Genomic DNA, 14,135 nt, shown 5'->3' on the forward strand with positions numbered 1-14,135 from the left:
CTGCTATTTCGATGCCCGGTCCAGGGACGCCTGGCCCTTGGCCTGCGCGTCCTTGAGCCTGTCCTGCAGCGCGGAATCACTCACGGAGCCGTTGGAAAGGTCCGGAATGGACTGCACTGTGACATTGAGGAGAGCAAGCTGGATGTCGCCCCATGCACCCGTGAACGGGGTGGCCTTGGACCTGGTTGCGGTGTCCGCAATGGGCTGCAGTGTCGGGCTGTCGAGCGATTTCAATGCCTCGGCGTTGGCGGGGAGGTCGCCGAAGATCTTCTGGTAGTTGAGCTGCTCTTCCTTGGAGGTGATGAGCTTGATGTAGGCGAAGGCGAGGTCCTTCTGCTTGGAGTAGTCCGCCACCACGACGTTGTCTCCGGAAAGGATGCTTGCCGCGTTCTCAGCGTCCCCCTTGGGAGAGGTCTCGCCGGGGGCCGTGGTTGGCATGGTTGCATAGGCATACTTGCCAGCAACCGAAGACTTCTCAAGCGTCGGAACGGAGCTTGAGGTAGTCATCATCAGGTAACCGGCCTTGCCGGAGGCGAAGGCTGCCACGGCGTTGCTGTTGCTCCATCCGATGGAGGCTGGGTCCACCACCTTGTCCTTGGTCAGCCAGCCGAAGTAGGTCTCGTAGGCCTTCTTCACGGCGGGATCGTCAAGCTTCAACGACTTCCCGTCCACAATCGGGTTGCCGGCCTGGACGGACATCGCCCAGATGAACTTCCAGGGATCGAAGTTGTCCTTGTAACCGGTGGCCAGGCCGAAGGTTCCCGTTGCAGGATTCGTCAGCTTTTTTGCCTGCTCCGCCAGCTCATCCCACGTGGTGGCTGGCTTCTCGATCCCCGCAGCGGCGAGGAGTTCCTTGTTGTAGGCCATGACGAACGGGCGGCTCACGAAGGGGATACCGGCCTGGTGCTCGTCATCGGGTCCCGAGATTCCAAGGGCTGCCTGGTTGAAGCGGTCCTTCCCGCCTACTTTCTTCCAGTCATCGTCGCTAAGGGTCACGAAGGCCTTGGTGGCGTACGCCGTGGGGGTGAAGGTGGTGCCGAGGCTGTACACGTCCGGCCCCTGGCCCGAGACCACGGATGTCTGGATCCGGGTCAGTTCGTCGTTTGCGGAAGCGAACGTTTCGAATTCAATGTCGGCGCCTGTTTCGGCTTTGAATTTGGCGCCAATGTCCTTGAACCACTCCTTCTGCTGCTCGGAATACTGGCTGTTGACACCCGTCAGGACACTCAACTTCTTGCCTTTGCCGTCCACAGGTCCGTCGGCGCTACCGGAGCTGCTTGCCCCGCCGCCGCAGGCGGTAAGGGCCAGGGCAGCGGCGGCCACTGCCGCAAACTTGGCTGACGATGCAAACCTCATTGTTTCCTCCTTGGATACCCAATCACCCACGGTTGGTGGTGTGCGTCACATGGGCTTTCAGGCGTCGAGTCTATTTGGGATGGAAATGGTTGGCAAGCGATTGCCAAAATTTGCCAGAAGTGATGCAATTTGAGGGAAGGGTCTTTTACGGCCAGCACCAACAACTGCCGAGGCACGTCTCCGGCCCTAGCCACGAAAGGCAATCAAATGCCTCGAGCAGCCAATCAGGATCATGGGATTTCCGCTTCTGACCCCGCGGCCAGCACGGCAGCGGGGGCAGCGGACAGGGCACCCACAATCAAGGACGTTGCCGAAGTTGCCGGTGTTGCCACGTCGACGGTATCGCGCGCCCTATCCAACCCGGATCGCGTTAACCGGAGGACCCGCGAACGTATTGAACAAGTGGCCGCACAGCTGAATTATGTGCCGAGTTCGCAGGCCCGCGGACTCAGCTCCGGACGGACGAACGCCGTCGCCTTGCTGGTGCCGGACGTGACCAACCCGTTCTATTTCGACATCATCCGCGGCACCCAGAACCAGCTCAAGGCGGCTGGCTACACGCAACTGCTGGTGGATACCGAAGAATCTGCCGAGATGGAACTTGATGCCCTCCAAAAAATGCGCAGGTCCGCGGACGGCTTCATCCTCGCAGCGTCGCGGCTAACGGATGCCCAACTCGCTGAGGTCTCGGACACCCAGCCCCTGGTGACCATTAACCGCGCGTCGTCCAACACCCCAACGGTGGTGATCGATACGCCGTCGGCCATGATCCAGGCTCTTGAACACTTGGCCTCCCTTGGTCACTCAAGGATCTGCTATGTCGGCGGACCTCCCACGTCCTGGTCCAATGCCAAGCGATGGAAGTCCTTCGAAGACGAGAGCCGTGATCGGGGCATGACCACCTTCCGCGTCGGGCCATTTGCTCCCAAGACGACGTCGGGGGCCGCCGCCGCCGATGCAGCAGCCCGTACCGGGGCAACGGCCTGCATTGTCTTCAACGACCTCCTCGCCATCGGAATGCTGCAGCGCCTGCGGGAGCGGGGCATCCGAGTGCCGGAGGACATGAGCATCGTGGGCTGCGACGACATCTTCGGCGCGGACTTCTGCAATCCGCCCTTGACCACCATTGCCTCCCCGATCGAGCAGGCCGGGCGGGTGGCGGTTTCCATGCTGCTGGCCCAGCTCAATCCGCTCCAAGGTGGATCCAGCCGACGCCTTGCAGTCATGCCCACGCATCTCACCGTGCGAGCGTCCACAGGGCCGGCCCCGACAGCGTGAAGGGCGGTGTCCGAGGATACAGTTGAGTGTTTCCGGCGCAGCTGACTAGGCTGAGTCCATGCGCGAACTCCAGGCAAAGATCATTGAGGAAATGGGCGTCCAGCCCCGGATCGATCCTGCCGAGGAGGTGCGCAAGCGCGTTGGCTTCCTAAAGGAGTATCTCAAGGCGACCGGGACCAAGGGCTTTGTCCTGGGAATCTCGGGCGGACTCGATTCCTCCCTGGCCGGGCGGCTGGCCCAGCTCGCCGTCGAGGAGCTTGAAGCAGAGGGCATCGACGCCAACTTTGTCGCCGTCCGTCTTCCTTATGGCATCCAGCACGACGAGGACGATGCACAGGCCGCCATGGACTTCATTCGCGCCAAGACCGACTGGACATTCAATATCTCAGCGGCTGTGGACGGTTTTGAGGACGAGTTCGAAAAGACCGCCGGCGCCTCCATTTCGGATTTCCATAAGGGAAACACGAAGGCGCGCGCGCGAATGACCGCCCAGTACGCCCTCGCAGGTGAGTACAACTACCTCGTGATCGGCACGGACCACGGGGCCGAGTCTGTCACCGGTTTCTTCACGAAGTACGGCGACGGCGGGGCCGACATCCTGCCGCTGTTCGGCCTGAACAAGCGCCAGAACCGTGCACTGCTGGCCGAACTCGGCGCCCCCGCACGAGTGTGGGAGAAAGTGCCGACGGCTGACCTCCTCGATGGCACTCCCGGACGCACCGACGAAGACGAGCTCGGCGTCAGCTACGACCAGATCGATGATTACCTCGAGGGCCGGGAAATCCCTGAAGGTGCGGCCCAGGTCATTGAGCAGAAGTATCTGCGCACCCGCCACAAGCGGACTGTTCCGGTTACCATCTTCGACACCTGGTGGAAATAAGGCCTCAGCGCCCGGCTGCGTAGGCGGCGATCGGAATTGCTGGAGTGCCACCCTCTATCAAGTCGGCCAACATCTCGGCCGAACCGCAGGCCATAGTCCAGCCGAGATGGCCGTGGCCGGTGTTGAAGTACAGGTTGGCGCCTCAGGACAGGAAGCCGCGCAGGAGGGAGGCTGTGCCTTCCAGGTGTTCGATGGTTGCACGCTCCGCCGCCGCGGCGTCTCCCCGAAGAATGGCGTCGGCGATTTCAGAATGCTGCTCGTTTCCATGCTCCAGATTGGTGCTGAGCAGGGGTATGCGGTCCAGCAACTCATTGAGCCTGGCACGGGTTTCCGCGACGGCACTCACCAAGCTGGCCGATCCTGACAATTCGGCAATGGCAATGTGGAACCTAGCATCGCGCGGGCGATAGCCCTCGGCAGGCGCGGAGTTCACCTCTGACAGGCAGACCTGCAAATGACGGCGGGCCGCGGCGGATAAGTCGGCCTTGGCCGCTAGCTCTGCGGCAGCGGGTTCAATGATGCTCCGGAACAGCAGCACGTCCTCGACTTCGGCGGCATCCAGCGGGCCCTTGTCTTTCTTTTGCTGCACAGCTGTGGTGGAAACATACGTTCCGCCATACCGTCCGCGCTGGACCTCAAGGTAGCCGGCGCTTTGCAATTCCCCCAGGGCGTCGCGCAAGGTGGCCCGCGAAACCCCCAACTGTTCGGCCAGCTCGCGTTCGGGGGGCAGCTTCTCGGCGGGCGCAAAGATGCCCAGCTTGATGGTCTGCAGGATGTGCTCGATCGTCTCTTCGAAGGCGTTGCCACCCCTGACGGGGCGCAGCACAGAGAAAGTGGGGCCAAACGGAGAGTCCGGCACTATCGCTTCCTCCTGTCCAAGTCGAGCCCGCAAGATCCGGGCCTGCGCTGACTACTTCATGCTACCCGGGCATGGCCGCAAAGGTCATCAAAGAAACCATTGACATAGTGGGAAACATGGCGGGATGAGATGTTTTGAGCGTAAACCCTTGACGCGGCGATGATCTCGTTTCAGACTTTGAAGCACACTTTGGACTAAAAACAGTCCTTTAGGGTCCGATAGCTTGAAACTTTGCCACAGGCATTCCTCAGACGTAAGGAACACGCATGGAAGCAGTGCGCCAGCCCATTGGCGGCGAGGACGAGTATCTGCAGCATCGGCGGCTGAAACGAGGTGCGGCGGGCTGGATCCTGCTGGCAGGCCTCGGCGTGGCCTACGTCATTTCCGGAGACTTTGCCGGCTGGAACCTGGGGCTCGCCCAAGGCGGCTGGGGCGGACTGTTGGTTGCCTTCGTATTGATGGCGGTCATGTACACGTGCATGGTCTTCGGTCTGGCGGAGCTTTCCTCCACGCTCCCGACGGCGGGTGCCGGCTATGCGTTCGCCCGTCGAGCGCTGGGACCCCTTGGAGGTTTCGCCACAGGCGTGGCCGTCCTCATCGAATACGCCGTGGCGCCGGCGGCAATCGCGACTTTTATCGGCGGTTACATAGAGGCTCTTGGCCTGTTTGGACTCACGAATTCCTGGCCGGTCTACCTCGTCACGTACGTGATCTTCGTCTGGATCCACCTCAGGGGAGTGGGCGAAGCACTGAAAATCATGTTTGCCATCACTGCCGTTGCAACAGTAGCCCTGATAGCGGCAGCCATCGGGCTCCTGCCCAAGTTCGAGCCTTCCCGGCTGTTCGACATCGTGCCGGACGGATCGGCAGGTTCCAGCGCTTTCCTTCCGATGGGAATCAGCGGCGTGCTCGCGGCACTGGTGTATGGCATCTGGTTCTTCCTGGCCGTCGAAGGCGTTCCGCTCGCTGCCGAAGAAACCTCAAACCCCAAGAAGGATATGCCGCGAGGGATCATCGTTGCCGTTGTTGTCCTGGTGGTGTTCGGCGCACTCATGCTGGTACTCGTTCCCGGCGCGGCCGGATCCCAGGCCATGAGCGAATCCGACAACCCCCTCCCAGAGGCTCTGCGCGTCGCCTACGGGGGCAACACCCTTCTGGCTGACTTCATCAATTACGCCGGACTCGCCGGCCTTGTAGCCAGCTTCTTCTCCATCATCTACGCCTATTCACGCCAACTCTTCGCGCTCTCCCGGGCGGGCTACCTGCCGCGTTGGCTCTCCCTCACGGGAGCCCGACGTACCCCCTACTGGGCACTGATCGTCCCCGGCACCATTGGCTTCCTGCTGGCAGCGGTGATCCAGGACGGGGCTTTGCTGATCAACATCGCAGTCTTCGGGGCCACCGTCTCCTATGTACTGCTCAATCTCTCCCACATCGTCCTGCGCAAGAAGGAACCAGGGCTGGAACGCGGTTATCGGACGCCGGGCGGAATCGTCACCACGTCGATCGCCCTCGCTCTGTCCGCTGTCGCAGTGGTGGCAACGTTCGTCGTCGACGTTTTTGCCGCCTCCATAACCGCCCTCATCTTTGCCGCCGCGCTCCTTTACTACTGGTTCTACAGCAGGCATCGGATTGTGGCCGGCGCTCCCGAAGAAGAATTTGCCCAACTGGCCCGGGCAGAGGCCGAACTGAAGTCCTAGGCCGAGTCCCTCCCATTTCCCAACGAAGCACCACATAGCGGAGCCATGATGAATATTCAGAGTAAACAACCGAACCAGCAGCTATCTGTAAGCAAGCTGCGGGAGCTCGTGGCAGCCGGCGAGATCGATACCGTGATCGTTGCCATCACGGACGCCCTGGGGAGGCTGCAGGGCAAGCGCTGTGGCGCACGCTCATTCCTTGAGGACGTCCTGGACCACGGCGCCGAGGGCTGCAACTATCTGCTCGCCGTCGACGTCGAGATGAAAACCGTAGACGGCTACGCCATGTCCTCCTGGGAAACCGGGTACGGCGACATGGTGATGCTTCCGGACGTCGCCACGCTTCGCCTCGTCCCGTGGCTTGAAGGCACCGCGATCGTGCAGTGCGACGTACTGTGGACTGACCGGACACCAGTTGCCGCCTCACCCCGACAGATCCTGAAGGCCCAGATCGAACGGCTCGAAAAGCTCGGCTACCGCGCCCACGCGGGGACCGAGCTGGAATTCCTCATGTTCAACGACTCCTACAGCCAGGCCTGGCACAAGAACTACACCGGCCTCACCCCTGCCACGCAGTACAACGTGGACTACTCGCTACTGGCCACGGCCCGCCTTGAACCGGTTATCCGCTCCATCCGCACCAACATGGAAGCGGCCGGACTGATAGTCGAATCATCCAAAGGCGAATGCAACCTGGGCCAGCAGGAAATCACCTTCCGCTTCGACGAGGCCCTCGCTGCATGCGACAAACACACGTTCTATAAGAACGGTGCGAAGGAAATCGCCGACCAGCACGGCAAGAGCATCACGTTCATGTCCAAGTTCAATGAGCGCGAAGGGAATTCCTGCCACATCCACTTCAGCCTCACTGATCTGGACGGCAATCCCGTCCTCGCCGGGGATGGTGAACACGGCTTCAGTCCCGTCATGGAACGCTTCGTGGCCGGACAGCTGGCGGCGCTTCGGGAACTGACATACTTCCTCGCACCCAACATCAACTCTTACAAAAGGTTCGTGGAAGGCAGCTTTGCACCCACTGCAATCGCCTGGGGACTGGACAATCGCAGCTGCGCGCTCAGGGTGGTGGGACACGGGCGGGGCCTGCGCACGGAAAACCGGGTGGGCGGCGGTGACGTGAATCCCTACCTCGCCGTTGCCGCCATGATTGCCGCCGTCATCCATGGCCTGGAAAACGAGCTGCCGCTTCCGGCGATCACCAAGGGCAACGCCTACGAATCCGATGCCAAACGCCTGCCCACCACCCTGCGGGACGCCCGCGACCTTCTGGCAGAAAGCAGCATTGCCCGGAAGGCCTTCGGCGACGACGTCGTGGATCACTACGTCCACGCGGCAGGAGTTGAACTGGCCGCTTACGACGGCGCCATCACCGACTGGGAGCGTGTTCGTGGCTTCGAACGACTCTGATACCTACCGTCCCCGGATCGCGTTGACGAGCTATTTCCAAGAGGCCTCCTGGGGCGTGTGGAACACGACGGCGGCGATTCTCCCGGGAGCGTATGTTGAGGCTGTGGTTGCGGCCGGAGGAACACCGATCCTGCTCCCGCCAAGAGGTACGGACGAATCCGTCCTGGACCTCGTGGATGGACTCATCGTAGTGGGCGGTCCCGACGTCGACCCTTCCCTCTACGGGGCAGAGCCGCACCCCAAAACCAAGTCCCAGCCTCTACGGGACCGGCACGATTCCCTGCTGACCAGCGCCGCACTTGACCGTGGGCTCCCCCTGTTCGCGATCTGTCGTGGCGCCCAGATCCTGAACGTCAACCTGGGCGGCACGCTGATCCAGCACATCCCGGACATCAACCCGACGGCCAACTACCAACCCGCTCCGGGTGTCTATGGGGCGGTGGATTTCAGAACCAGTCCGGGGAGCCTGATCCACGGTTTCCTGGGTGATTCCGCCACGGCCCCCTGTTACCACCACCAGGCCGTTGATTCACTGGGCAGGGGCCTTCGTGTCACCGCGCGATCAGCGGACGGAACCGTCCAGGCGCTGGAGAGCAACCACGGCGGCTGGGTCCTGGCAGTCCAGTTCCATCCGGAACAGAACCCCGGTGACCTACGGCTGTTCCGGGGATTCGTGGAAGCTGCGGCAGGATTCCGGGCAAACAACAACCTAACCAACACTACGAAAGCGATGTTTCCCGCATGACCACGACGGTCTTTGACGTGATCAACCCGGCCACGGAAGAAATCATCCAAACAGTTCCCCTTGCCGGGCTGGCGGAAGTAGACGCCGCCATAGCAAGGGCAGCAGCAGCCTACGAATCCTGGCGGGCAATTGCCCCGGCTGACCGTTCACTGCTGCTGCGGCGGTTCGCGGCCGCCGTCGACGCGGACCTGGAAAACCTGGCGCAGCTCGAAGTCAGGAACGCCGGGCATACGATCGTGAATGCCCGCTGGGAAGCGGGCAACGTCCGCGACGTCCTGAACTACTATTCCGCCGCCCCTGAACGGCATTTTGGAAAGCAGATTCCCGTTGCCGGCGGCGTCAACGTAACGTTCCACGAGCCATTAGGCGTGGTGGGCGTCATCGTCCCCTGGAACTTCCCCATGCCGATTGCCGGCTGGGGCTTTGCACCGGCCCTTGCCGCGGGCAACACCGTGGTGCTCAAGCCGGCCGAAGTCACTCCCCTGACAGCCCTACGACTCGGCGAGCTGGCGCTCGAAGCAGGGATTCCGGACGGCGTGTTCCAGGTGATCCCTGGCAAGGGATCCATCGTGGGCCAACGGTTTGTCACGCATCCGGCCGTGCGGAAGGTCGTGTTCACCGGCTCCACGGGGGTCGGCAAACAGATCATGGCAGGCTGTGCAGAACAGGTGAAGCGCGTGACCCTGGAGCTGGGAGGCAAGAGCGCCAACATAGTCTTCGACGACGCCGACCTCGAACTCGCCGCGGCGGCTGCCCCCGGAGGTGCCTTCGACAACGCCGGACAGGACTGCTGTGCCCGTTCGCGCATCCTGGTCCAGCGCAGCGCCTACGACCGCTTCCTGGAACTGCTGGAGCCGGCAGTCCTGGGCCTGGGCGTCGGAGATCCTGCGGACTCCACAACCGCGATGGGCCCGCTGATCTCGGCACAGCAGCTGAAAACTGTTTCCTCATTTGTGCCCGACGGCGCCCCCGTTGCCTTCCGCGGTAAGGCCCCCGAGGGGCCGGGGTTCTGGTTCCCGCCAACAGTCTTGACGCCGGATCTGGACGCCCCATCCTTCAGGGAGGAGATCTTCGGCCCGGTAGTCGCCGTCGTGCCGTTCGATGACGAAGCCGATGCGATCAGGATCGCGAACGACACCCACTACGGCCTCTCCGGTTCCATCTGGACGTCCAAAGTGGATCGGGCGCTGAGGGTGGCCCGGGCCGTCGAATCCGGCAACCTGTCCGTCAACTCGCACTCGTCGGTCCGCTACTCCACGCCGTTTGGGGGCTTCAAGCAGTCGGGTCTTGGCCGCGAACTTGGGCCGGATGCCCTGGATGCCTTCACCGAAACCAAGAACGTCTTCATCTCGACCAACCCAGCTTAGAAGGAGCAACAATGAAAGCAGTAGTTTCCAACCGCCTCGCCGGGCGCAGCGCAGTCATCACCGGCGGCGCCAGCGGCATTGGCCTGGCCACCGCTCGCCGGATGGCAGCAGAAGGCGCCAACGTTGTGATCGCCGACATCGAACCCACCTCAGGGCTGAGTGCCGCCGCCGAGGTGGGCGGCCTGTTCGTCAAGGTAGACGTCACCAGCGAAGAGGAGGTCAAAAACCTCTACGCCCAGACCAAGGAAACGTATGGCAGCGTGGACATCGCCTTCAACAACGCCGGCATCTCCCCGGCTGACGACGCCTCGATCCTGGACACCGGCATCGACGCCTGGCGCAGGGTCCAGGAAGTCAATCTGACCTCCGTCTACTACTGCTGCAAGTACGCCATCCCCTACATGCAGGAACAGGGCAAGGGATCCATCGTCAACACCGCATCCTTCGTGGCCGTCATGGGGGCGGCTACCTCGCAGATTTCCTACAGCGCCTCCAAGGGGGGCGTCCTGTCGATGAGCAGGGAGCTCGGAGTCGAGTTTGCCCGCCAGGGCATCCGCATAAATGCCCTCTGCCCGGGGCCGGTCAACACTCCCCTGTTGAAGGAACTCTTCGCCAAGGATCCGGAAAAGGCGGCGCGTCGACTGGTCCACGTTCCGCTAGGGCGGTTCGCCGAGCCCGAGGAACTCGCGGCCGCAGTCGCGTTCCTGGCCAGTGACGATGCCTCCTTCATCACGGCGTCAACTTTCCTGGTAGACGGTGGCATTTCCGGAGCCTACGTCACCCCGCTGACGTAGGGGTAATTTGTTGAAGGGGGCAGAACCGTGCTCATGGCCCTGCCCCTTGCCGCTGGATCTCCCCGCTTTTGAGGCGCGACGACGACGGTCCTGGCCGGCATTTCGGTGCCTTGCTCCGGCATCCTACGTCAAAGGTGGGGAGTTCCAGCGCGCTCAACTCCTCAGAGCAGTCGCCAGTCCGGCTGGTAATCGGGGTGCTCGGCATAGGGCAACGCGATGGCGTTCAGTGCCCGCGAAGTCCACTCTATGGCTTCCGGATTCCAGGGGGCGGCATTCGGATCCTGGCCGACCAGGCTGGCGAGGGCGGCCTGGCGCGCTTCTTCGACGACGGCGATCAATGTGCGCTTCGCCTGGCATTCGCGCAGGAGCCGCTCCTCGTACCATCGCCCCGACTTGGACACCGAGCGGTCCTTCAGCAGCTTCCTCGCCGCGGCCTCATCTTCGTCGATCCGTTCCGAGAGGAACTCCACAACGTCCATAGCCAGAGCCTACTCGCCCAAGCCCACCTCCCTCTCGCACATCAGTACGCCTATGCTCGAAACGGCTCGTAGGACCCCAAAGGGGAGCTAGGACTAGACGAACGCGGATCTTCCGGTTACGGCCCGCCCCACAATCAGGGAATTGATCTCGTAGCTCCCCTCGTAGGTGTAAAGAATTTCGGCATCGCCGAAGAGCTTGCCCATCTCAAAATCGCTGCTCACGCCATTGCCGCCCAACATCGAACGCCCCATGGCCACGGACGAACGAGCCAGCCTGGTGGTAGTGGCCTTGGCCATGGCTGCCTGGGCCATCTCCAGCTTGCCGGCCTCCTGGATCCGGGCGAGTTCCACCATGAGGGCGAGCGACGCTGTCGCGTTGCCCAGGATCTCCGAGAGCTGCTGCTGGATGAGCTGGAACCTGGCCAGTTCCTTGCCGAACTGCCGGCGTTCCAGGATGTAGGACCGCGCGACGTCGAACGCCGCCAGTTGGATGCCCGCCCCCTGCCAGCCCACCCAGGCACGCGAATCCCGCAGGAGATCGTTGGCGGCGGCGAAATCAGTAGCCCCGGGCAAGAGATTCGCCGCCGGGACCCTTACGTCGTCGAGGACGATGTCAGCGTTCTGCATGATCCGCAGGCCGATCTTGTGCGGGATCTTGGTCGCTTTGTAACCGGCCCGGTCGGTCTCGACAATGAAGCCTTTGATCCTGCCATCGGCAATATCCCGCGCCCAGACCAGCGCGAACTCGGCGATCGTCCCGGCCCCGATCCAGCGCTTGGCGCCGCTGATCACCCACTCACCGCCGTCCCGCCTCGCGGTGGTCTCCAAGCCGCCCGCGATGTCCGAGCCGTGGTCCGGCTCTGTGAGGGCGAACGCTCCAAGCTGCGTGAAGGCAGTAAGCCCTGGAAGCCAGCGCCGTTTCTGTTCTTCCGAGCCGAGCTCGTTGATCATGCCCACGATGAGTTCGTTGTGGATACCCACAAGTGCAGAGAGGGACACATCAGCCCGCGCTACTTCGACATACATAAGGCCTTTGAACAGCTTGGACGTCCCGTCGACCTGGATGCCGCCGAGGCCGTATTTGCCCATCTCGGCAAGCAGCCCAAAGGGGAACTCCTCGCGGTTCCAGTAGTCGATCGAGGCTTGCCGGATCCGTGACTGCAGGAACTCCCGCACCTCCGCGTACCGACGTCGTTCGCCTTCCGGGAGGAGGTCCACGACGTACATGAGGTCCGCGTCTGGAAACGGAAGCGCACGGTGAGCTCGATGCTGCCTGGGTACGGCGGCTGCTTGGACGGGACGCGCTTGTGGCACCGGCATGTGACTCCTTCGTCGTACGCGAACGGCGGCCGCTGGGGTACTCAAGAGGCCGCCGACACTTCCAAACCCTTGGATGTCCTAGTATATTGCAAGGTGATGGGGATCACTAGGGAGGGCACCGCCGCTTGAACAGGAAGCCCTCTGCCGTGCAGGCATGAAGGCCGAAAGGTGGACTATGGCAGTCTCCGATGAATTCCGCTCCGCCCGCGACAGGCTACTGGCCTTACGGAACGACTACCGTCAGGCACGCAAGGAATTCCAGTGGCCGCGATTCGAGTATTTCAACTTCGCACTGGACTGGTTCGACCAGATAGCCGCCGACCCCGCCAAGGGTGGCAATCCGGCACTGGTCATCGTTGAACAGGATGGCAGCGCCACACGCCGAACCTTTGCACAGCTCTCGGCGCGCTCAAATCAGGTGGCAAACTGGCTGCGCAACCAGGGAGTCCGACGCGGCGACCACATGATCCTGATGCTGGGGAACCAGGTGGAACTGTGGGAATTGATGCTGGCCGGAATGAAGCTGGGCATCGTACTCATCCCGACCACCACCCTCATGGGCCCCGCGGATCTCAGGGATCGGGTGGAGCGGGGTAAGGCCCGCTGGACCGCCGTCGGGAGCTCCAACCTTGAGAAATTCTCAGAGGTGCCCGGCCAGTACACCCTTATTGAGGTCGCCGACGGCGGCACAGTTACCTCCCCCGCCGACGGCGGCACGTCCGACGTCGCACGGCCCACCCTCCGCTACGGCGACTCGGCCGGCGCCTCGGCGGACTTCACCGCCGATGCGCCCACCAAAGCCGACGAGACCCTCCTGCTTTACTTCACTTCCGGCACCACGTCCAAGGCAAAGCTTGTGGAGCACACCCACACGTCCTATCCCGTGGGCCACTTGTCCACCATGTACTGGATCGGGGTGGAACCCGGCGACGTGCACCTCAATGTCGCCTCCCCCGGCTGGGCCAAGCACGCCTGGTCCAACGTCTTCACGCCCTGGATCGCGGAGGCATGCGTGTTCGTCTACAACTACCAGCGCTTCGACGCCAGGGCGCTGATGGAGCAGATGGACCGCGAGGGCGTCACCAGCTTCTGCGCCCCGCCCACCGTGTGGCGCATGCTCATTCAGGCGGACCTGACCCTGCTGAAGAGCCCTCCCACGAAAGTGGTCTCCGCAGGGGAACCGCTTAATGCCGAAGTGATCGGCCAAGTGGAACGCGTCTGGGGGCAGACCATCCGGGACGGCTTCGGGCAAACCGAGACCACCGTCCAGATCGCCAATACCCCGGGCCAGCCGGTCAAGACAGGCTCCATGGGCAGGCCGCTGCCTGGCTATGACGTCGTGCCGGTAGACCCGGCAACGGGGCAGGAAGGCGACGACGGCGAGCTGTGCCTGCGCCTTGATCCACCACCCGTTGGACTCATGAAGTCCTACTACGGCGACCCGGAGAAGACAGCCGAAGCATTCCGGGACGGCTACTATCACACAGGGGACATGGCCAGTCGCGACCCCCAGGGCATCGTCACCTATGTCGGACGCAGCGACGACGTCTTCAAGTCCTCCGACTACAAACTCTCGCCCTTCGAACTCGAAAGCGTCCTCATCGAGCATCCAGCCGTGGCGGAGGCCGCGGTCGTACCCTCACCCGATCCGCTCAGGCTGTCCGTGCCCAAGGCGTTCATTGTGCTGGCCGACGGCCATCAGCCGGGGCCGGAACTCGCTGAAGAAATCCTGCGTTACTGCCGGAAGAACCTCGCGCCGTTCAAGAGGATTCGTCGCCTGGAATTCTGCGAGTTGCCCAAGACGATCTCCGGCAAAATTCGGCGGGTGGAACTGCGGCACACCGAGGAACTACGGCATGGCGGGACGAGCCTTCCGGCGGGGCTTGGCATGGAATATTCCGAGTCCGATTTCCCGGATTTGAAGGACTAGGC

General features: G+C 62.6%; 12 protein-coding genes. 8 read left to right on the top strand and 4 right to left on the bottom strand.

Going from position 1 to position 14,135, the window contains the following annotated elements; all coding sequences use genetic code 11:
• Positions 1-3 precede the first annotated feature (3 nt).
• A complete protein-coding gene (locus J7E82_RS15135; protein ID WP_214864053.1) occupies positions 4-1,356 on the bottom strand; it encodes an ABC transporter substrate-binding protein in 1,353 nt (450 codons plus the stop codon).
• Between the two features lie 207 nt (positions 1,357-1,563).
• Here J7E82_RS15135 and J7E82_RS15140 point away from each other — a divergent pair, with 207 nt between their 5' ends.
• Positions 1,564-2,634: a LacI family DNA-binding transcriptional regulator gene (locus J7E82_RS15140; protein ID WP_214864055.1), complete on the top strand. Its 1,071-nt coding sequence runs from the start codon at positions 1,564-1,566 to the stop codon at positions 2,632-2,634.
• A gap of 58 nt (positions 2,635-2,692) precedes the next feature.
• A complete protein-coding gene (nadE, locus tag J7E82_RS15145) occupies positions 2,693-3,514 on the top strand; it encodes an ammonia-dependent NAD(+) synthetase (RefSeq protein WP_214864057.1) in 822 nt (273 codons plus the stop codon).
• A gap of 142 nt (positions 3,515-3,656) precedes the next feature.
• Here nadE and J7E82_RS15150 read toward each other — a convergent pair whose 3' ends face one another.
• On the bottom strand, positions 3,657-4,373 hold the full coding sequence (locus J7E82_RS15150; protein ID WP_308113866.1) for a GntR family transcriptional regulator: 717 nt from the start codon (positions 4,371-4,373) through the stop codon (positions 3,657-3,659).
• Between the two features lie 266 nt (positions 4,374-4,639).
• Between J7E82_RS15150 and eat the strand changes: the two genes are divergently transcribed.
• From eat to J7E82_RS15170, 5 genes are read left to right on the top strand one after another with little or no spacing between them, the layout of a single operon-like run.
• Positions 4,640-6,073 (top strand): ethanolamine permease, encoded by a 1,434-nt coding sequence (gene eat / locus J7E82_RS15155; protein ID WP_214864059.1) that lies wholly within the window; start codon positions 4,640-4,642, stop codon positions 6,071-6,073.
• Positions 6,074-6,118: 45 nt separating this feature from the next.
• Positions 6,119-7,498, top strand: coding sequence for a glutamine synthetase family protein (locus J7E82_RS20795; protein WP_285289745.1), 1,380 nt, complete (start codon positions 6,119-6,121; stop codon positions 7,496-7,498).
• On the top strand, positions 7,479-8,243 hold the full coding sequence (locus J7E82_RS15160) for a gamma-glutamyl-gamma-aminobutyrate hydrolase family protein (protein ID WP_308113867.1): 765 nt from the start codon (positions 7,479-7,481) through the stop codon (positions 8,241-8,243). Before J7E82_RS20795 ends, J7E82_RS15160 begins: the two co-directional genes overlap by 20 nt.
• Positions 8,240-9,610 carry an aldehyde dehydrogenase gene (locus J7E82_RS15165; RefSeq protein WP_214864063.1) on the top strand — a complete coding sequence of 457 codons (1,371 nt, stop codon included), beginning with the start codon at positions 8,240-8,242 and terminating at the stop codon, positions 9,608-9,610. The genes J7E82_RS15160 and J7E82_RS15165 overlap by 4 nt, the downstream gene beginning before the upstream one ends.
• A gap of 11 nt (positions 9,611-9,621) precedes the next feature.
• Positions 9,622-10,404 carry a 3-oxoacyl-ACP reductase gene (locus J7E82_RS15170; RefSeq protein ID WP_214864065.1) on the top strand — a complete coding sequence of 261 codons (783 nt, stop codon included), beginning with the start codon at positions 9,622-9,624 and terminating at the stop codon, positions 10,402-10,404.
• 161 nt (positions 10,405-10,565) lie between these two features.
• On the opposite strand, the gene J7E82_RS15175 is transcribed toward J7E82_RS15170, so the two are convergent.
• A complete protein-coding gene (locus J7E82_RS15175) occupies positions 10,566-10,883 on the bottom strand; it encodes a DUF6221 family protein (protein ID WP_214864067.1) in 318 nt (105 codons plus the stop codon).
• Positions 10,884-10,976: 93 nt separating this feature from the next.
• Complete coding sequence (locus tag J7E82_RS15180; RefSeq protein ID WP_251041955.1) at positions 10,977-12,110, bottom strand: acyl-CoA dehydrogenase family protein; 1,134 nt, start codon at positions 12,108-12,110, stop codon at positions 10,977-10,979.
• Positions 12,111-12,378: 268 nt separating this feature from the next.
• On the opposite strand from J7E82_RS15180, the gene J7E82_RS15185 reads away from it, so the two are divergent.
• On the top strand, positions 12,379-14,133 hold the full coding sequence (locus tag J7E82_RS15185; protein ID WP_214864072.1) for an AMP-binding protein: 1,755 nt from the start codon (positions 12,379-12,381) through the stop codon (positions 14,131-14,133).
• Positions 14,134-14,135: the final 2 nt, after the last annotated feature.

The sequence above is a fragment of the Arthrobacter sp. ISL-30 genome, assembly GCF_018613855.1.
In the GTDB taxonomy this organism is placed as follows: domain Bacteria; phylum Actinomycetota; class Actinomycetes; order Actinomycetales; family Micrococcaceae; genus Arthrobacter.